Raw genomic sequence first — 17,702 nt, 5'->3', positions numbered from 1 at the left:
TGCTCATGGAATTAGATTGGCTGAAGCGCTGGAATCAGTATTCTCCCGGAAAAATCGCCCTTAAAGATGGCGAGACTGGCCGCGCTTTAGCTTATAGCCAACTCTATCAAGCATCTCTTGCAAAAGCCCACGAGCTTCGCACTCAATATGGCATTCAGAAAAATGACCGCATTGCTGCGATCTCTCATAACGATCTCGACTATGTGGTTTTATTCTTCGCGGCCCAACGCTTGGGCGCGATTTTAGTTCCGGTGAACTTCCGCCTGACTTACCGTGAGGTGGAACACATCGTGAGCGACAGCGAACCGGCTCTGCTTGTTTATCAAGAAGCGTTTGCGGATCTCGCTGCTCAGTTATTTGAAAATAAAAAAATAACCCAGAAAGCTTTGTTAAGTTCTAGGATCCCCTCTGATGAACGACTCGACGAGAGCTTTTTGGGTTCTCCTTCAGACCCCGTGATGATTCTTTACACATCCGGCACCACGGGGGCTCCGAAGGGGGCTGTGCTGACCCACGAAATGATTTTCTGGAACTCCATCAATACAACGATGCGACTGAATCTGTCGCAAAACGACTGCACGGTGATTTTCCTCCCATTCTTCCACACCGGTGGCTGGAATGTTTTGACCACTCCGATTCTTCATCGCGGCGGTACGATCGTTCTTCTAAAAAAATTCGACGGCGACAAAATCCTCGAGCTTTCTTCGAGTGAAAAAGCCACGATCTTATTTGGTGTCCCTACGACAATGGATATGATGGCGCGCTCGCCGCTGTTTGAGAATATTGATATCTCAGCCATTCGCTACGCGATCTGCGGCGGCGAACCGATGCCGATTCCATTGATTAAGATCTGGGATAACAAAGGTATTCCGGTTCGTCAGGGCTATGGACTGACCGAGTTCGGCCCGAATGTATTTTCTTTGAATGAAGAAGATGCCTTAAGAAAAATCGGCTCAATCGGCTTTCCTAACTTCTATATTGAAATCCGCGTCGTTGATAACGACGGCAATGAAGTCGCGGCAAACGAAGTCGGCGAATTGGTGCTGAAAGGCCCGATGTGCATGGCGGGTTACTGGCGTAATGAAAAGGCCACTCGTGAAACGATCAAAAATGGCTGGCTTCATACCGGCGATCTCGTTCGTCGTGATGAAGAAGGTTTTGTGTACGTCGTTGGCCGCAAGAAAGACATGTACATCAGCGGTGGAGAAAATGTTTACCCGCCAGAACTAGAACAAGTGATCCGCACTCTTCCAGGAGTCCGCGAAGTTGCTGTGATTGGCGTCCCGGATGAAAAATGGGGCGAGGTCGGTAAAGCATTTGTCGTAAAAGACCGCCCAGACCTTTCCGCCGAGGACTTACATGTTCACTGCCTTAAAAACCTCGCGAAGTTCAAAATTCCTAAGTTTTTTGTTTTCCTCAACGAATTGCCTAAAGGCGATAGCGGAAAAATCCTCAAACGCAAGCTCGCTGAGGCAACGGTTTCTAACTAACCCCGGACATTGATCCAGGACCTCTTCGCGTCCTCCAGCGCGGGACAGTTTCGACTCCATTTCACCCTCTAAGTAGCCGATAAATCTTTAAGATTTATCAATGGAGGAATTGTGAAACGAGCTTCGTTAGCAATTGGATTTGCTGTCTTCGCACTTTTCGGCGTCTATTCATATTATCATTCTGTTCCCACGCAAGAAACGACGCTCGCATCCAACACATTTCCTGAGCAAAATACGCGGACCTCTGAAATCCAACGCACTTTCGACAATCGCTGCGTCGTCTGTCACTCGTGCAACAATGCTCCCTGTCAGCTGAACTTAACTAGCTATTCTGGTTTTGAGCGCGGAACGACGCTCGCAAAAGTTTACGATGCCTCTCGCAAGGCCTCTATTCAACCCACACGTTTAGATATCGATGCGGATTCTGAACAAGCTTGGCGACAGAAGTCTTTCACGTCTGTTGTAAATCCAACGAATCCTTACCTTGGACAATTCGCAAGAACGCTTCTTGAAAAACATGCCGAAGGTGCGAATTTTCCTCCTCCATCGGAGATGGCGCCTGTTTGTGCCTCTACCGCAGACCAACCAGTCGTCGCGATGCCATATGGCTTACCGGCTTTGACTGACAACGAAAGCCAGTTGCTCTTAGGCTGGATTCAAAGAGGTGCGCCTGGCTCTGTTCCTAGTCAGGTAGACATCACTGCGGATGAATCGAAGAATATTAATTCATGGCAGACTTTCCTGAATGAGACATCTCCAGAATCACGTTTGGTGTCGCGCTACCTGTATGAACACTTGTTCTTAGCCCACGTGCATTTCTCAAATGATCCAAAACAATTCTTCCGCTTGATTCGCAGTAAAACTTCTTGCTCCGAAAGCCTCTCTGAAATTGCAACACGACGACCGAATGATCCGCCCGGAACGGAGAATTTTTACTACTGCTTTAAGCCGCTCATGCAGACGATCGTAGAAAAAACGCATCTGCCTTACTTAATGAACGAAGCAAAACTCCAGTGGATGAAAAGAAATTTCTTTTCAGAACCATGGAAAGTTTCAAGAATGCCTTCTTATGACCCAAAAGAGTCAGCAAATCCATTCCTGACTTTTGAAGCGATTCCGACAAAGGCGCGCTTCCAGTTTTTACTAGAAGATTCACAATACCATGTTGCGACTTTTATCAAAGGGCCTGTTTGCAACGGGACACAAGCCGTAAACTCCATCGATGACCAATTCTATGTGTTCTTCATGGACCCAGCTTCAGATCTATTAGTAAAGGATCCTGAATTCCGCGAAGCTTCGAAGCAGTTACTCGTCGTCCCAGCTGAACAAGGCAGTGACGGTAAGTTGTCAGGCATTGCAGGCTACTTCAAAAAATATCCTGCTCTTCGCAATCAGTATCGTTTGCTTCGCGCTGAAGCGATTAAGAAGAACTACCCACAGGGGCTCTCGCTCAATAATCTTTGGAATGGCGATGGCAGAAACGAAAATAGCGTACTGACGGTTCTTCGTCACAACGACAACTCCTATGTTCTCAAGGGACCCCGTGGAGACGCCGCTCACTCTGCTTATGTTTTGGATTATGGCTTGTTTGAACGCTTAGTTTATAATCTTGTCGTGGGCTTTGATGTCTATGGAAATATCACCCACCAACTTCATACACGTGTTTATATGGGCATGATTCGTATGGAAGGTGAAAACAACTTCTTGGATTTCTTTCCGCCAGAATTGCGTCCTCCGATCGTTAAAAACTGGTACTCGCCGACGTTGCTGGCGTCGCTTGAAAAGAAGCTCATCGATAAGCCAATTCCGAATAGCTATCCATCGCAAGTTCGCCTTGACGGAGCCTCTCAACCTGAAGCCGCACGCGCGCAAATGTATCAGCGCATTTTGACGGAGCGACTGCCGTTTATGGTTCAGCGCTATCCAGATCCTATCAACTGGAAAAGCATGACCTTCCCGACAGCGCTCTGGAGCAAACCCAATTTAAATCCCGTGGAATACACGCTTTCAACTTTGTCCGTGCCGAATGCCAGTGGCGCGAACTCGTGGGTTCGACACCTGCCGGACACGTCTTTGCTGGTAGTTCAATCCAAAGGACAAGTTCGTCAGATCTACACGATGGTGAAGAATAAGAAATTTCGCAGCGAAGGCTCTCTGCTGTTTGAAGACAAGCAGCGCACTCCAGAGAATGACGATTTGATGATTCTGCCAGAGTTAGCGACAAGCTATCCAAATTACTTCTTCATCGTGGATGAAAACGATATTCAGAATTTCGCGCAAAGCTTGCGTGGATCACAAGATGAAACGGGCTGGAAAGCGACACTGGGTCGCTGGGGACTTGCGCGAAACAATCCTTACTTCTGGGTGTTCTCGGATCAAATCCAATCTTTCTTAAAACGCCGTATGGGCCTTAATGGCGGCGTGATTGATTATACTCACTATGACGTCTGGACAAAGTAGCGACTGATAAAGTCGCTACTAGTAGAGATCCATACAAGCAATGCGTCCGCCATCCGTTGGATCGTGAATCACGATCGACTGAGCTTCGGGCCGCGCTATCGCTTGGCTCATCGTACTGCCGCTACCAGAACCGCTCGCATCCGTTATAACGCGAATCCAGATCTCGTTACTTTCAACTGCGAGTGCATTGCTATAATCCAGTTTGTAGTGACCGCCGCCGCCTGAGATGTGGCATGGACGATCATGCACATGTCCCGTGTAAGCTGTATTTGGCAAAAGACCTGAGAGCGCCACCGAAGCGACTGTAGTCCCATTGGCTTTACGTTCAAGCTTGCCGCTGCCAAGGACGTTTCTTCCCCGTTGCAAACCAACATCCGTACTAACAAAGCCACCGTCGGTGATGAGATCCACGCAAGCCAAGCGATTTGCCGGAGTCACCGGATCATGAATGACGATCGAGAGCGCCTCCGCTCCAGCAACGTGATCTACTTCAATGCGAGACTCTGCAAAGCCTGTCGCATTGGCTGCGAGTGGCACCCAAAGTTCATTAGCTACTGAAGGTGTTACCTCAGTCACAGCAGGGTTCATCTTATAGTGAGCTCCCCCATCCATATTCGCACAAGATTGACCATGCACGTGGGCAGGATAATTTGTGTTCGCAGCAAGACCCGCGACTTTTACTTTCACGACAGTTTGGTTTGATGTTGGATTACGAATGATCACCGCATTGCCGTTAATGGTTGAGTTCGCAGTCACGCCTGCAGAAAGCAGAGCGAATCTGCCTGATTTCGAAGAAGTCGAAAGCTGCGGTACGAAACTTCCGCATGCTATGCGTGTCGCAGGCGTCGTCGGATCATGAATCACAATCGACTGCCCTTCAGGACGAACGACATGGTTCACGCTCTTAAAACCAGACCCACTGCCATCGACACCTGTTTGAAGAGCCGGCCATACTTCGTTCATCTCAGACGTTGCTGTCTGTTCTTTATTAATCAAATAATGTCCACCACCGCCGACAGCACAAGCTTGGTCATGCACATGCACAGGATAGGCAGATGAAGCACTTAATCCCGCCGCATGGACATACACGTCAGTGACGCCTTTGAGGGTGTCTCGTACCATCATGATTCTACCGGTAAACGGAATAGCCGCTGCAACTCCCGCCGGAGTGAGTTTGATAATTCCATTCGTGATCATGTATCGAGTGATTGTCGGATCACTTCCCGATTGACTGCCAAGATCGAGAGAGGTTTGCGCATCTGTGATTTCAAAATTCTTGGTGGAACATGCATTGTAAATCAGCCCCAAAGAAGTGAAGATAATCACCAATCCCGAGACCGACCACGTTGAGCGTTTCATAGAGAGCCCCCCTCTATAAATTATCGTTGTCTGAATGAAGTACTGTCAAATTTGCGAAGTATTCGATTCTTGCAATGAATACTAGCGAGCGCCTTACCGTGACTTGAAATCGATGATAGCAGTGACCCTGCCCATGTTGCCCCACGGGCGCCACAAAATTTCTGCGAGTGAAAATTTAGACTTACGCCAGTCCGTATACCGTAGTGCTCACGAAGATTTTTCTTTATTTCAAAATTAAGTCTCAAAACAGATCGCATGCTTAATTAATTCTGAGAAACAGACGCCCCACGTGGCGCGCAGGTTTGATTGTATGGCAGATAAATGTAATCCGCACTGTGGGTATGGGTGCAAATCAGATCATCCGTTGTGACTGGATAGTGCGCAGCTTGGGAAGTTCCCGCAACTGGAACATAGCCCGTTAGCAAGCAATCCGTTAAATTCCCCGCGCTATCAGCAACAAAATAGAATGGCATTGTGAATGTCTGTACGGATTGAGTGATTGGATTCTCATAAGAAACTTGCAAATCGGATAAGTAAGATGTTTCACCCGCAAAGAAAGTTCGCGGTGGAGAAAATTCGACTTTCAAAACTTGCAATTCTTCATAGCTTTTGCCGGAGGTTATAAGAATCGTGTTCGCCACTCCGCCATTGGTGCCTGGCCGGATGAAACTGACGCCTCCCGGGCGGGTTAAATCAGAAAGCCTAGTGCCAAACCCATTTGCCACTAAGTTGTCTCTGCATGATGCTCGAGATGAGTAAATCATTTTAAGACTGATACTAATAGCACTGGATCTTTCATAAGCCTTATTGCGCATCTGCAGGCGAGCGTGAGAAGTGTACCAAATCATGTAGCTGCCAGCCATTACACCGAGAGCCAGAATCAGAGGCATAGCCAATAAAATTGCCGAGCCCTTTTGATTTTTCATCTTACATACCGCCAAGGTTTCGTGATTACGTTCTGCGAAATTCTTGACTAAAGTATAAACAAAAAACCCTGCTCTACCTGAATGATATTTTTAGAGCATGTCAGAGTGGAATGAACGGCACTACGGAACAACACAAAGGATCATGCAATGAGCGCCAGCTAATTCATCAGGAGACAGATCCGCTGCCCAATCGCACAGGCAGGTATTGGGCCCGCCGAAATTATAGCGAACAGGATCTCGCGCTAGCATGATGATACTGCCATCGTTCATGTGCACAGGCTCCTGGGCAGCTTCATCATTGAAGTTAGCGTCTGAAGAGCAATTTCCTGTCGGGCTTGCTAACGGGGGAAGGTAAGCGCCCGACGGACAACTCGCCGAATTCAAATCACCACGAATCCATTTCCCATTCGCTAAGCCGCATTTTCCCGTCTCTTTATCAAAGGCGTTTAAAATTCCGCCGGTAAGTTGCAGACAAATATTATCGGCATCCATATTCGTTTTTTCGTTGCGAATCCAGCAGTCTATCACAGCGCCGCTTTGAACTCGAAAGACCATCGGGATTGTGCGAATCATATTTTGGCTTTGATCTGCCGGATCACGGAGACCCTGCGGGTGAAAATCCATACGAAGTTCCGCCATGATAAGACCGCCTTCAATCTGATGAAGCGGTCTCAAGCTTAAGCTCTGAACAATCGCGCCACTCATCACTTGGCCATGGCTGACAAGAGGACTCGCCGGAGTGTTTGTTTTTATATCATAGCCGGAAATTTTCGAGACTTGAGTATCTTGCGTTTGCGGAAAGGTCATCGGCAGACCGATAAAATTCAAACGGCATTGGCCACTTTTTTCAAGAGTCATACGCACAAGCTGAGTCGTATCCAGAAGCACTTGTGTATTATCAATCTTACTGAAAGAATCCATTAACGCTTTAGCAAACGATGAAATCAGTACGCCCGCCATCGTAACAAGCATGACCGAGATCACCATTTCTACAAAAGTAAAACCTTTCTTCATGGCGTCCCTACACATTTAATTTCTGGCACAAAGTCGTTGGGGTTCGCCGCCGCCACGTATGTAAATAGACACGATGCCGTTGCACGATCATAACTTGGTATATAGGAAATTTCGTCGTCCGAATTCCAAATATAACCGCTTTGATAGGTGCGAGCTTTTAAAATCACTCCCCTGCCGCCATCAGAATGACATATTGTATTTTCAGGAGTCATATCAAACATCGAAACAGCGGGCCGGCTCCCCGCTGGACATTGAATTTGCTTTGGATTCATAGAGCTTCGGTGCCAGAAAACATTCGCATTCAGAACACACTTATCCGTCGAAACGTCATAGTGTTCATAGCCATCACTACCGATCTCGCAGTTGCGACTTTTCAATGTCATCAAAGAATCCCCAGCAATCGAGCAAGTCGCCACAAACCCTGTCACAGGATCAATAGTTGTGTTCACCGGAATCCATCTCGTCGCTTCTGAAATTTTAGTGCCGGTCCCTTTTTGAAAAGTAAATTCGAGTTTTGCAATAATGTTTAATGGATCTTTTGCCGCGATAGGTTTCAGCCTCATCGATTTCACAATCAGATCATTTTGTTTGATATCAAAGGGTTTGCCTTCACTTAGAACAGCTCCTAGGATCGTTCCATTCTCGTCATGCAATTCAATTTTCGACACTTCGGCGCCTGCAGGGTCTGCCATTGTCAGCTTCAGTTCCGGATCGGGATTCGGATTATTGCCATAACTACTCAGGATGTAGTTGCAATACTTATCGTCCGTTCCAAATGCAATCGCCACTTCAGCCATGGCATTATCGATACTGGTATTACGATTGAGCCGAGTGTTGCCGAGATAAACAGATTGCAACCATTGAAGCGAAACCAAGAGGGCGATAGCGAAAATGGCCAGAAAAACCATGGCTTCGACTAACGACATTCCCTCTGAGTTCAGGTGATGAAAACTCAGCCCGCTTTTGTCATTTAATAAATGACTTTTGAAACTGCTAATCTTCATCGACTTCCTAAAAAAAGGCCGGAGGCGAGGGACCTCCGGCCTAGGTCTCATGAACTAATACTCTGGGGTCTACCTCTTAACTGATTTAAATGCTATCTGGTGCCAAATGGTGCCACCAATTTTTTCTCAAGTTTCCAACTATGGTCCGAGCCGTTCGGAGACGATTCAGTGTTTCCAACTGGTGTCTTTGTTTCACAGAAAAATTTCGAGCATCGTAATGAATTTATTGAAAGCCTCATTCTTGCCACTCAAGCTTCGCGCCTTTTCCAAAATCTTCGGCGTTGTTGTTTTTAAGAGCGAGCTTGCCTTAATGTTGGTCCGCAAGATGTCTTCCCATCGAGGGATCGAGACAATGTCATCCGTTTTAACAAAACTTGTCTCAATCTGAGACAAGTAAATGTTTTCCGGCAGCCGACCATTTATTTTTTCGCGGATTCGGGCGAAAATAAATGAAAGGGGTGAGGTGCCATATGCTGCGATCTATTCTTGCGATTTCATTAGTCGGTTGCAGCCTCATCTTGTCCGCATGTCAGACAAACATGCTCAAAGAATACAATAAGCTTCACATCGGAATGGAAAAAGACGACGTTCTTGAAGTCATGGGAAGCCCTCAGCGCACCCAGCGCTTCCATGGAAAAGACCGTTGGTCATACATCTTTTATCAAGACCGAATTCGTTACGAAAAAGAGGTTCAATTCTTTGAGGGCAATGCGGTCTATGTTGGAGAAAAATGGGAGCCCGAAGTAACGGCCGCCCAAGTCGATGCGAAAAACGAAGCTTCCAATAAAGCCATCGAAGAAGAGTCTGTTCGAAAGTATCAAGAGAATCCGCAAGCCTACTCGAACTATGAGAAGGAAGTCCGCGGCGCTGACAAGGTGCGCTACGTACCTACATTTAAGCCAGTCCAGTAAAATCCACGTAAAGCCCCGCTCCCATTCCACTTTTTGATGCTCCCGTTTCAATTTTCGGGTTCATTTTAAACAACATTTCTTATATATGTCGTTGCTCCCATAAGTGTTTCGGAAAAAAGTTAGCTGACAAAACAGGGAGACAACAAGTGACCTCAAAAGATTTTCTTTTCAAAATTTATACGGAAAAAAAATCCCGAAACACAAATTATTCAATCCGCGCCTTTGCCCGCGACTTATCAATCCCCAGTGGCCGCCTCACAGAAATCTTCAATGGTAAGCGCAACTTGACTGAAAAGCTCGGACATCGCATTTCTGAAAAGCTTGCTTTGAGCAACACCGATACGCTTTCCTTCATCGAAACCATTCGCCAAGAAAAGACTTACAAAAAGAAGTCTTTGAGCGGGCAACAAATCCCCTTGAACGATTTCGAAAGAGTTTTTTCACCCAACGCGATGGCCATTCTTTCTTTGATGGAAACGCGCACATTCCGTTCCGACATCGGTTTCATTTCTCAGCGTTTGGGAATTTCGGAACAAGAAACCTCGGGCCTCATCGCGAGCTTAACAAACCTTGGTTACATCAAGACCGATGCAAAAGGGCGTATGAAACCCACTCATACTTCAACTTACACATCTGGCGATGTACCGGCTCAAGCCATTCGTAATTTCCATAAAAAAGTGATGAGCAATGTTATTGATAAGCTCGACAACGTGGACATTAAGGACCGCACCGTCACTTCTATGACAATGGCGATTGATAAAAATAAAATGGAAGCGGCTCGGGCGAAGATTGCAAAATTCCGCCGCTCTCTGACGAAGTATCTAGAAACTGGACGCAAAACAGAGATCTACACTCTGAGCATCCAACTTTTCCCAGTCACGAAAGTATAAAGAGGAACGTTATGAGAATTCTTATTTCTTTTGTTTCAGCTCTCTTGGTTTTCGCTAGCCTCAGCGCTCAAGCAGGCCATGAGGTCAACGATGGCGGCCTGGCAACTTGGTACTGCAAAGGTGCTGGTTACCTTCAGGGAACTGCAGGCACTGTCAACTTGCCATTCGAGCTTCGCATTTCTCCAAATGAAATGGAGCTGACGATCCTCAGCACAACAAACTCTGTGATTAGAACAGAGAAGCTGTCATTAAGCAGCCGCGCTGTGAACTATGGCAATGGCTACGCAGAACTTCGCAGTTTCAAGCCTTCAAACGCTTTGATGAAGGATCTTGCGGCTTATGTGACGATCGCTGATATCGGAAAAGTTTTGGATCATCCGCACAACGGAACTGTGGATTTTTCGTTGGATAACGGAGTTCGTTTCTTCACAAACTCCATGCAATGCAATAACTACTTCTGAATTACGAGGGGCTCTGTCAATGACGGAGCCTCTGTTTCTCGCTTCTGACCTGGCTTTTTCTTTTTCGGATTCTTCGCATCGGCAGTTTCGCCATATTGAGAGCGCACAGTCTTGAGATTGCGCTTGAGCTTCGCTTCAACGCTCATTTGATTTTCCATTTGATCGAGTGGTTTTACTTCCATGCGCTCGTAAGTACGGCCGCCAGCAAAACCTTTTTCAGGATAACGATAACGAAGTAAGCTACGATTTTGCTCGTACTCTTCGATCATCTTGCTCATCTCTTTATGATCAGCAACCATTTCTTTGATGATCTCAGCAACCTTGTCGGGATCTTTGGTATGATTCTTTTCTTCGATCAGCTTTTGGATATTCTCTTCTTTGGATTTGATCTTAGCTTGCAGAGCTTGGACTTTGGCTTGCAGTTCCGTAGCTTCGTTGGCCTGCTTTTTCTGGGCGTCACTGCCTTCGCCCTCGCCGCCGCCTTCGCCTTCTTTAGCACCCTCTTTGCCTTCGCCCTTTTTCTCTTCTTTCTTTTCTTCTTTTTTCTCTTCTTTGCCTTCGTTTGCATAAACGACGGCCGTCCCCAAAGAAAGGTTCAGAGCTAAAGCTGCAATAAGGATTTTAGACAGTGCTTGAAAGAACATCCTGCCTCCAACTGATCTTCACCGGGAGATACTTCACCCTTTGAATCAGTATACTGGCTTTTACGGCATTCACAGATCTTATTGTCAAAACCCCGCCCTTAATCTGGGCCATGATCTGAATGACGTTCCAACCAAATTTGGAGTCAGTAATCGCCTCCTGGATCTGGGTACGAAGAGCACCCGAATCAATCCCGGAGATTGTAATCGTATAATTGAGTGCCGATTGGCTTAAATCTGCATTGCCGAAATCTGCAATATCACTGAGTGGATTTGACTCTGGTTCTAACGGTGTCATTGGCTGCGGAGTTGTCGCGCCCATTGGCTGCGAGAAGTCGTAGTTAATTTCTTCTTCTTCGGTAACTTCAACCGCAGGAACTTCTTCATGCGGAACCGGTTCTTGCTCATAAGGAGCCACCTCGAAGTTCATTGGGTCCCCGCCGAATTGATTTACAGCAGGCCCTTCTTCATTGAGTAGTTCGCCAGAAGAGGTTTCAAGGGCATCAGGAATTTCATCGCTACTGAAATTTTCAGAACTTGCCGCGGCTTCAGGCTGCCCGCCCCAGTCGACAAAGAAAACCGCACTGCACTTGGGACATGTAAAAAGAGTCCCAAAGTGCTGCGAATTAATCACAATCTCGGACTGGCAAACAGGGCACTGAGCCACAGCGACTATTTCTTCTTCATTTTGCGGCGATCCGCACGGTTCATTTTAGAATCATCAGCCGGCGCACGGTTGAAAGTCATTTTCTGTCTTTCAGATGCAGGGGCTGCCTCTTCCATCACACCGATGTCAGAATCACTTGGTGAAGAGTAATCCAAATCGCTCAAGTCAGCCGCCTCGGGTCTCATACCTTCGAGCACTTCTTCAGCGCCCGGCTCTTGAGCCACGAGTTGAACCTTCATGAGCTTTTCAATCACATCGCCTTTGATGATATTGTTGAGGTTTTCAAACGCGTTGAAGGCCTCTTTTTTGTACTCGATCAAAGGATCTTTCGAAGCATAACCGCGAAGATTGATACCCTCTTTGAGTTTATCAATCACTTGCAAGTGCTCTTTCCAGTGATTGTCGATGGATTGAAGCAAAATCATTTTTTGAACTTGTGGGAAGAACGGGCCCATGGACGCCTTTTGACGTTCATAAACCTCTTTCACCGCTTTGCTGACTGTGTCTGTGATCGCTTCAGAGTTTGCCGCGACGGAGCCGAAATCCAACCGGATGCCGAACTGCTGAGACAAGGCTGTATTCAAAGCCTCGAGGTTCCACTCTTCTTTTTTGCCCATTTCTGGAATGTGAGTGTCCAAAAGACCTGAGGTGATATCGCCCAAGAAATCAAGAATCGTTCTTTCTACGTCTTGGCCATCCAAAACTTGGCGGCGCATGCGGTAGATCACAGTTCTTTGTTTGTTCATCACGTCATCGTAATCGATCAAGTGCTTACGGATATCGAACTGATGGCCTTCCACTTTACGTTGAGCACCTTCAATTGCGTTCGTCACCATTTTCGCCGTGATTGGTTCGTCTTCAGGGATATTGAGCATGCTCATGATCTTCTGAATACGTTCACCATTGAAAATTCTCATCAACGTATCTTCGAGTGACAAGTAGAAGCGAGACTCACCTGGATCCCCTTGACGACCCGAACGACCGCGCAACTGATTGTCGATACGACGAGATTCATGGCGTTCTGTACCGATGATGTATAAACCACCAGCCGCCACAACTTCTTTGCGTTCTTCAGCACATTGCTTTTTGAATTTCTCAAGAGCCTCTGCGTATTCCGGTGATGTTTCGTCATCAACGGCTTTCTTCGCCATCACTTCGGCATTACCGCCGAGCATGATATCGGTACCACGACCCGCCATATTCGTCGCGATGGTCACGGCGTTTTTACGGCCAGCCTGAGCAACGATTTCCGCTTCACGTTCATGGGCTTTTGCATTCAAAACGTCATGACGGATGCCTTCACGTTTCAATGCAGCACTGAGAGCTTCTGATTTCTCGATGCTCACAGTACCAACCAGGATCGGCTGGCCTTTTGCTGAACGCTCACGGACATCCGCAGCGATGGCTTTGAACTTCGCCGCTTCAGATTTGTAAACGACGTCTTCTTGGTCCATACGCAAGATCGGCTTGTTCGTTGGAATGACTGATACATCGAGGTTATAGATCTTTTTGAACTCTGTCGCCTCAGTATCGGCAGTACCTGTCATACCCGCGATCTTGTTGTACATACGGAAGTAGTTTTGGAAAGTAATCGTTGCGAGAGTCTGATTCTCGTTCTTCACTTCAACGCCTTCTTTGGCTTCGATGGCTTGGTGAAGACCGTCACTCCAGCGACGACCCGGCATCAAACGGCCGGTAAATTCATCGACGATCACGATCTCGCCGTCTTTGATCATGTATTCCACATCAAGACGATAGAGGTAGTGAGCTTTCAATGCTTGGTAAACGTGGTGAAGAATGTCGATGTTTCTTGGATCGTAAAGATTCTCAAGACCCAAAAGTTCTTCCACCTTCGCATTCCCTTCGTCAGTCAGAGAAGCCGTTTTCGTTTTCTCTTCCATGTTGAAATGCACGTCGCGCTTCAATTGAGGAATGATTTTGTTGATAGTGATGTACTTGTCCGTCGAAGCTTCTGCAGGACCAGAGATAATGAGCGGCGTTCGCGCCTCATCGATCAAGATGGAGTCACACTCATCCACGATCGCATAGTTCAACTCACGTTGAACATAGTCTTCGAGTTCGAACTTCATGTTGTCACGAAGATAGTCGAAGCCCAATTCGTTGTTTGTGCAGTAAGTGATATCACAGCGGTACATTTCTTTACGTTGTTGATCAGAAAGACCGTGAACGATGATCCCCGTCGTAAGACCGAGCCAGCCATAAAGACGACCCATCCATTCAGCGTCACGACGAGCGAGGTAATCATTCACCGTTACAACGTGAACACCTTTTCCAGTGAGCGCGTTCAGGTAAACCGGCAAAGTCGCCACGAGGGTTTTACCTTCACCCGTTCTCATCTCAGAAATCGAGCCGCGATTGAGAACGATGCCACCGATCATTTGCACATCGTAGTGGCGCATGCCGAGCACACGCTTCGAAGCTTCACGGCAAACGGCGAAGGCTTCTGGCAAAATGTCATCCACGGTTTCGCCGTTTTTCAAACGGTTTTGGAACTCCGGAGTTTTTGCTTTGAGCTGTTCATCGCTAAGAGCCTGCATCGCAGGTTCGTAAGAGTTGATCTTGTCCACGATAGGACGGATTCTCTTCATTTCACGATCGTGTTTAGTACCAAAAATTTTACGTAGAATTTCATTTACCATAGTTCACCGAGAATAGTCCCAAAGTGGATTAACCGCAAGAAAACAGGGCATTTTTGCCTCCTGGACAAGACGTGTTAGGTCGGACTTTCAGCCAGGCGGGCCCTTCGGGAGCAGAGAAGTTTAAAAAATTTAGATTTTTTAAGATTTTTAGGAGAGCTTTTTACCTTATTCACGCATAGGATTCCTCCATGAGCACTCCCATTCAAGACGTTGTTATTATCACGACCGGCGGCACCATCGAAAAAACTTATAATGAGTTCGATGGCTCGCTCGAAAATCGCGGCACGAGTATTCGTAACCGGATCCTTTCCAAGATGCGCCTGCCTTACACAAACATCATCGTCGTTCCGGTGCTCAGCAAAGACTCCCTGTACATGACGGATCAGGATCGCGTCCTGATTGCGGCCACCATCAAAGATCAAGCACAGAAAAATTGCCCCATCGTTGTTCTGCACGGAACTGACACCATGAGTGTTTCCGCAGAACATTGCTTCAAGGAACTCGGAACACCCCACGTCCCAGTGGTTTTCACAGGCGCGATGATTCCAATGGGATTCGACGACAGCGACGCCGCCCAGAATGTGACTGAAGCGTTGCTTGCGGCAAAACTCCTGCAACCTGGGTTTTACATTTCCTTCCACAATCAAGTGTTCAAGGTGCCTCGTGTTCGCAAAAACAAAGACAAATGCACCTTTGAGGAATTCTAGGGCTGAAGTCCTCTTTCGAAATGTGTTTCTAAAACAACAACTGTCAAGGTGCGGTCGATTTCTTCCAAACTTCGCACCTTATCGATGAGCTTTGACAGCTCCAATGGGGATTGCACGCGGGCTTTGACCATCACGCAGTCTTCACCGGCAACGCTATGACATTCTTCGATATTCTCGATTTTCTGGAGATGTTTAGCGATATCAATTGAAAGCCCCCGGCTCTTTGCGATCCGGATGAAAGCACACATCGGAAGTCCCAAGGCTTCAGGCGCGATGTCGACGGTATAGCCCCGGATGACACCTTCTTTTTCCATCTTCTTAACCCGGGCATGAACGGCTGGAGCCGACAGATTCACCTTTTTACCGATCTCCGCGTACTGCATGCGCGAGTCTTGTCTCAGTAAACCTAATATTTTTCTGTCTGTTGCATCGATCATGGGGTGTCTCCTCCCGGCGAACCTGAACGCCATTCGTATTTTAATAGAACCTGCCATTTTGACAGAATTTTGTTAACAAAATTAGGTATTATTATACATATGATTTACCAGATTAAGCTACAAAAAGGCGAGCTCTGGAGACCCAAGGAACTAAAACGGGGCTCCTACAAAGTGCTGTCAGGGATGGCTTGGGTAACCTATACGGGCGTGCCCGACGACTACGTCGTGAATCTTGGCGAAACACTTCCCGCCACTCACAACGGCATGGTGGTCGAGGCCCTTGAAGACCTCACACTCGAAGTTCAGACCATTGAATTTAAACTAGAGAGCTACGAACTTTAGACGCCGAAAACTCTATTTCGCAAATGATGTTATGAGGTTAAAGAGCTCTTTTGGTTTGGTTAGATCATACATCAAGCCAAAGTGAGCTTCGACACCGTCATTGTTTGGCTCATCCAGGAGCTCATACATATTGATCTCTTGGATAATGTCTTTGTGGTTGGCATTCACCTCGGTCAGTAGCTGCTTCATGCTATCGTAGCAAGCCTTATCACCAGCCTTACCGCCGTCGGTATTGCCCTGATAAATATCGGCGCAGTTGACCTCGTTGTAGAATATTTTCGTTTTATATTTCGTAGCCATTGCACGCATTTGGCCGAAATACATATCGTACCAGTAACCCTTGTCGCTCAGATACGCATAGTAGTGAAAGCTGATGTAATCAAAATTAAATCCAGAAGCCTTCGCCATATCTAAGAACCACATAGCGCCGTTTTTATCATTCGGGCAGCGAGCAGTTGCTGAGGTGTCGTCACTATTACAAGCCATCACGTTGATCGTAAACTTCAGATTCAAACCCAATTCGTCAGATGCTTGCTTCATGCCCTGGTACATGGTCACCATGGCATTGATGCGATCTTGAGCGCCGGTCTTTGAGTAGTCTTGTTCATTGCCGATTTCCCAAATTTTAATATCAGCGCCGTATTTTTTTGCGAGCGTATAACCATCAGCTTTCGTCAGCGGATACACCATCGGCCGCACATTCACGTTGTACTTTTTCTGCAAACGAACCATCTCGTCTAACAGAGTAAAATTTCGAGGATCCGCATCGACACGGTAAGAGCGCAAGTTTTTTGAATCGAGAAGCTTAAACAAATTTTCAGACTGTGTGAGCGGATAATACTGGCGACCATCGTGCCCGTTCACACCCAGCACGATATTCTGATTCACTGGACTTGCCTTGGGAGTTGGCGTCGGTGTCATCGTCGGAGTCGGCGTCACACTCGCCCCCGGCAAAGGTGTCGCCGTGGGACTCACTGACGGTGTTGGCGTTGGAGTTGACCCACCGACAGATCCCAATGACTGATTCCCGCTGCTGGAAGCGACATTTGGCACGGAAAAGTGCCCACCCGTACAGCCGATGATCAGTAATAAAGAGGCCATTGTAGAAAAAGATTTTGAAAATGACATGATTCCCCCAACTTCTTCAGTGTAACAAGACCACCGAGGACCTCTAGCAACATCGGCGCGCCGTCTCAAAGCGATGACAGTCTTCATGATAAAAGTATTCGCTGGCGAACCATGACTCCCCACCGCCATCTCACGTTGAGATTTAATCACTGGTTTTTCAAACAAACCCGTGTGAGTATTTCGTCATGAACTTCATTCTTAATATCTTATGGCTTCTCTTCGGTGGATGGACTACAGCGATATCGTGGTTCACCTCTGCAATTATTATGGTGATTTCGATCGTCGGCATTCCCTGGGCTCGTGCTGCTTTCAACATTGGTCTTTTGAATCTCTGGCCCTTTGGTTCCCGCGTTGTCGATCGCGAGCATGTCAGTGGCGCAGACATCGGCACAGGCGCCCTCGGCGTGATCGGAAATATTTTATGGTTTGTCTTCTGCGGCTGGTGGCTGGCTCTGGTGCACCTGTTCTTTGGTATCGGGCTTTGCATCACTATTGTTGGCATCCCTTTTGGTCTTCAACACTTTAAGCTCGCCGGTATCTCTTTGGCTCCTATCGGAAAGGCCATAGTCTTCAAATAAAAGGTCTGTGTTTCTCCATATTTTATG

The 17,702-nt window shown here is 47.1% G+C and carries 17 protein-coding genes; 8 read left to right on the top strand and 9 right to left on the bottom strand.

The annotated features are described in order from the left end of the window. Positions 1–5 precede the first annotated feature (5 nt). Both JSU04_03355 and JSU04_03350 read left to right on the top strand, forming a co-directional pair. On the top strand, positions 6–1,490 hold the full coding sequence (locus JSU04_03355; protein MBS1969312.1) for a long-chain fatty acid--CoA ligase: 1,485 nt from the start codon (positions 6–8) through the stop codon (positions 1,488–1,490). Positions 1,491–1,601: 111 nt separating this feature from the next. Continuing rightward, positions 1,602–3,950, top strand: coding sequence for a fatty acid cis/trans isomerase (locus tag JSU04_03350; protein ID MBS1969311.1), 2,349 nt, complete (start codon positions 1,602–1,604; stop codon positions 3,948–3,950). Between the two features lie 18 nt (positions 3,951–3,968). Here JSU04_03350 and JSU04_03345 read toward each other — a convergent pair whose 3' ends face one another. The 4 genes from JSU04_03345 to JSU04_03330 form a co-directional block, all read right to left on the bottom strand. Beyond that, positions 3,969–5,309: a hypothetical protein gene (locus JSU04_03345; GenBank protein MBS1969310.1), complete on the bottom strand. Its 1,341-nt coding sequence runs from the start codon at positions 5,307–5,309 to the stop codon at positions 3,969–3,971. A gap of 263 nt (positions 5,310–5,572) precedes the next feature. Then, complete coding sequence (locus tag JSU04_03340; protein MBS1969309.1) at positions 5,573–6,235, bottom strand: hypothetical protein; 663 nt, start codon at positions 6,233–6,235, stop codon at positions 5,573–5,575. A 120-nt stretch (positions 6,236–6,355) separates the two neighbouring features. Further along, the gene (locus JSU04_03335) at positions 6,356–7,249 is read right to left on the bottom strand and encodes a hypothetical protein (protein MBS1969308.1); all 894 of its coding nucleotides are present in this window, start codon (positions 7,247–7,249) and stop codon (positions 6,356–6,358) included. Beyond that, on the bottom strand, positions 7,246–8,175 hold the full coding sequence (locus JSU04_03330; protein ID MBS1969307.1) for a hypothetical protein: 930 nt from the start codon (positions 8,173–8,175) through the stop codon (positions 7,246–7,248). Before JSU04_03330 ends, JSU04_03335 begins: the two co-directional genes overlap by 4 nt. Before the next feature lie 593 nt (positions 8,176–8,768). Here JSU04_03330 and bamE point away from each other — a divergent pair. The 3 genes from bamE to JSU04_03315 all read left to right on the top strand — a co-directional run bounded on the left by bamE (position 8,769) and on the right by JSU04_03315 (position 10,515). Next, complete coding sequence (gene bamE / locus JSU04_03325; protein ID MBS1969306.1) at positions 8,769–9,164, top strand: outer membrane protein assembly factor BamE; 396 nt, start codon at positions 8,769–8,771, stop codon at positions 9,162–9,164. Positions 9,165–9,310: 146 nt separating this feature from the next. After that, positions 9,311–10,054 carry a DUF4423 domain-containing protein gene (locus JSU04_03320; GenBank protein MBS1969305.1) on the top strand — a complete coding sequence of 248 codons (744 nt, stop codon included), beginning with the start codon at positions 9,311–9,313 and terminating at the stop codon, positions 10,052–10,054. A gap of 11 nt (positions 10,055–10,065) precedes the next feature. Then, complete coding sequence (locus JSU04_03315; GenBank protein MBS1969304.1) at positions 10,066–10,515, top strand: hypothetical protein; 450 nt, start codon at positions 10,066–10,068, stop codon at positions 10,513–10,515. Here the strand turns inward: JSU04_03315 and JSU04_03310 are convergent. The 3 genes from JSU04_03310 to secA are packed head-to-tail and all read right to left on the bottom strand — an operon-like array spanning position 10,506 to position 14,483. Then, positions 10,506–11,159 (bottom strand): hypothetical protein, encoded by a 654-nt coding sequence (locus JSU04_03310; GenBank protein MBS1969303.1) that lies wholly within the window; start codon positions 11,157–11,159, stop codon positions 10,506–10,508. The two genes, JSU04_03315 and JSU04_03310, sit on opposite strands and share 10 nt — an antisense overlap. After that, positions 11,137–11,823, bottom strand: coding sequence for a hypothetical protein (locus JSU04_03305; GenBank protein MBS1969302.1), 687 nt, complete (start codon positions 11,821–11,823; stop codon positions 11,137–11,139). Before JSU04_03305 ends, JSU04_03310 begins: the two co-directional genes overlap by 23 nt. 5 nt (positions 11,824–11,828) lie before the next feature. Further along, positions 11,829–14,483: a preprotein translocase subunit SecA gene (gene secA / locus JSU04_03300; GenBank protein ID MBS1969301.1), complete on the bottom strand. Its 2,655-nt coding sequence runs from the start codon at positions 14,481–14,483 to the stop codon at positions 11,829–11,831. Positions 14,484–14,671: 188 nt separating this feature from the next. Between secA and JSU04_03295 the strand changes: the two genes are divergently transcribed. Next, complete coding sequence (locus JSU04_03295; GenBank protein ID MBS1969300.1) at positions 14,672–15,190, top strand: asparaginase; 519 nt, start codon at positions 14,672–14,674, stop codon at positions 15,188–15,190. On the opposite strand, the gene JSU04_03290 is transcribed toward JSU04_03295, so the two are convergent. Beyond that, complete coding sequence (locus JSU04_03290) at positions 15,187–15,627, bottom strand: Lrp/AsnC family transcriptional regulator (GenBank protein MBS1969299.1); 441 nt, start codon at positions 15,625–15,627, stop codon at positions 15,187–15,189. The genes JSU04_03295 and JSU04_03290 overlap by 4 nt on opposite strands. Before the next feature lie 99 nt (positions 15,628–15,726). On the opposite strand from JSU04_03290, the gene JSU04_03285 reads away from it, so the two are divergent. After that, the gene (locus JSU04_03285) at positions 15,727–15,969 is read left to right on the top strand and encodes a DUF2917 domain-containing protein (protein ID MBS1969298.1); all 243 of its coding nucleotides are present in this window, start codon (positions 15,727–15,729) and stop codon (positions 15,967–15,969) included. 12 nt (positions 15,970–15,981) lie between these two features. Here the strand turns inward: JSU04_03285 and JSU04_03280 are convergent, their stop codons facing one another. Beyond that, on the bottom strand, positions 15,982–17,097 hold the full coding sequence (locus JSU04_03280; GenBank protein MBS1969297.1) for a glycosyl hydrolase 53 family protein: 1,116 nt from the start codon (positions 17,095–17,097) through the stop codon (positions 15,982–15,984). A gap of 185 nt (positions 17,098–17,282) precedes the next feature. Here JSU04_03280 and JSU04_03275 point away from each other — a divergent pair, with 185 nt between their 5' ends. Continuing rightward, positions 17,283–17,675: a YccF domain-containing protein gene (locus JSU04_03275; GenBank protein ID MBS1969296.1), complete on the top strand. Its 393-nt coding sequence runs from the start codon at positions 17,283–17,285 to the stop codon at positions 17,673–17,675. Positions 17,676–17,702: the final 27 nt, after the last annotated feature.

The organism is Bdellovibrionales bacterium, assembly GCA_018266295.1.
GTDB lineage: Bacteria > Bdellovibrionota > Bdellovibrionia > Bdellovibrionales > Bdellovibrionaceae > JACMRP01.
The sequence above is the reverse complement of the archived record's forward strand: the minus strand, read 5'-3'. Positions and strand labels throughout refer to the sequence as shown.

Excerpts from the sequence above, each read along its gene's own strand:
- JSU04_03340 (MBS1969309.1), bottom strand. The coding sequence starts at position 6,235 with ATGAAAAATCAAAAGGGCTCGGCAATTTTATTGGCTATGCCTCTGATT.
- JSU04_03335 (MBS1969308.1), bottom strand. The coding sequence starts at position 7,249 with ATGAAGAAAGGTTTTACTTTTGTAGAAATGGTGATCTCGGTCATGCTT.
- JSU04_03330 (MBS1969307.1), bottom strand. The coding sequence starts at position 8,175 with ATGTCGTTAGTCGAAGCCATGGTTTTTCTGGCCATTTTCGCTATCGCC.
- JSU04_03285 (MBS1969298.1), top strand. The coding sequence starts at position 15,727 with ATGATTTACCAGATTAAGCTACAAAAAGGCGAGCTCTGGAGACCCAAG.
- secA (MBS1969301.1), bottom strand. The coding sequence starts at position 14,483 with ATGGTAAATGAAATTCTACGTAAAATTTTTGGTACTAAACACGATCGT.
- JSU04_03315 (MBS1969304.1), top strand. The coding sequence starts at position 10,066 with ATGAGAATTCTTATTTCTTTTGTTTCAGCTCTCTTGGTTTTCGCTAGC.
- JSU04_03355 (MBS1969312.1), top strand. The coding sequence starts at position 6 with ATGGAATTAGATTGGCTGAAGCGCTGGAATCAGTATTCTCCCGGAAAA.
- JSU04_03295 (MBS1969300.1), top strand. The coding sequence starts at position 14,672 with ATGAGCACTCCCATTCAAGACGTTGTTATTATCACGACCGGCGGCACC.
- JSU04_03345 (MBS1969310.1), bottom strand. The coding sequence starts at position 5,309 with ATGAAACGCTCAACGTGGTCGGTCTCGGGATTGGTGATTATCTTCACT.
- JSU04_03290 (MBS1969299.1), bottom strand. The coding sequence starts at position 15,627 with ATGATCGATGCAACAGACAGAAAAATATTAGGTTTACTGAGACAAGAC.
- JSU04_03275 (MBS1969296.1), top strand. The coding sequence starts at position 17,283 with ATGAACTTCATTCTTAATATCTTATGGCTTCTCTTCGGTGGATGGACT.
- JSU04_03280 (MBS1969297.1), bottom strand. The coding sequence starts at position 17,097 with ATGTCATTTTCAAAATCTTTTTCTACAATGGCCTCTTTATTACTGATC.
- JSU04_03310 (MBS1969303.1), bottom strand. The coding sequence starts at position 11,159 with ATGTTCTTTCAAGCACTGTCTAAAATCCTTATTGCAGCTTTAGCTCTG.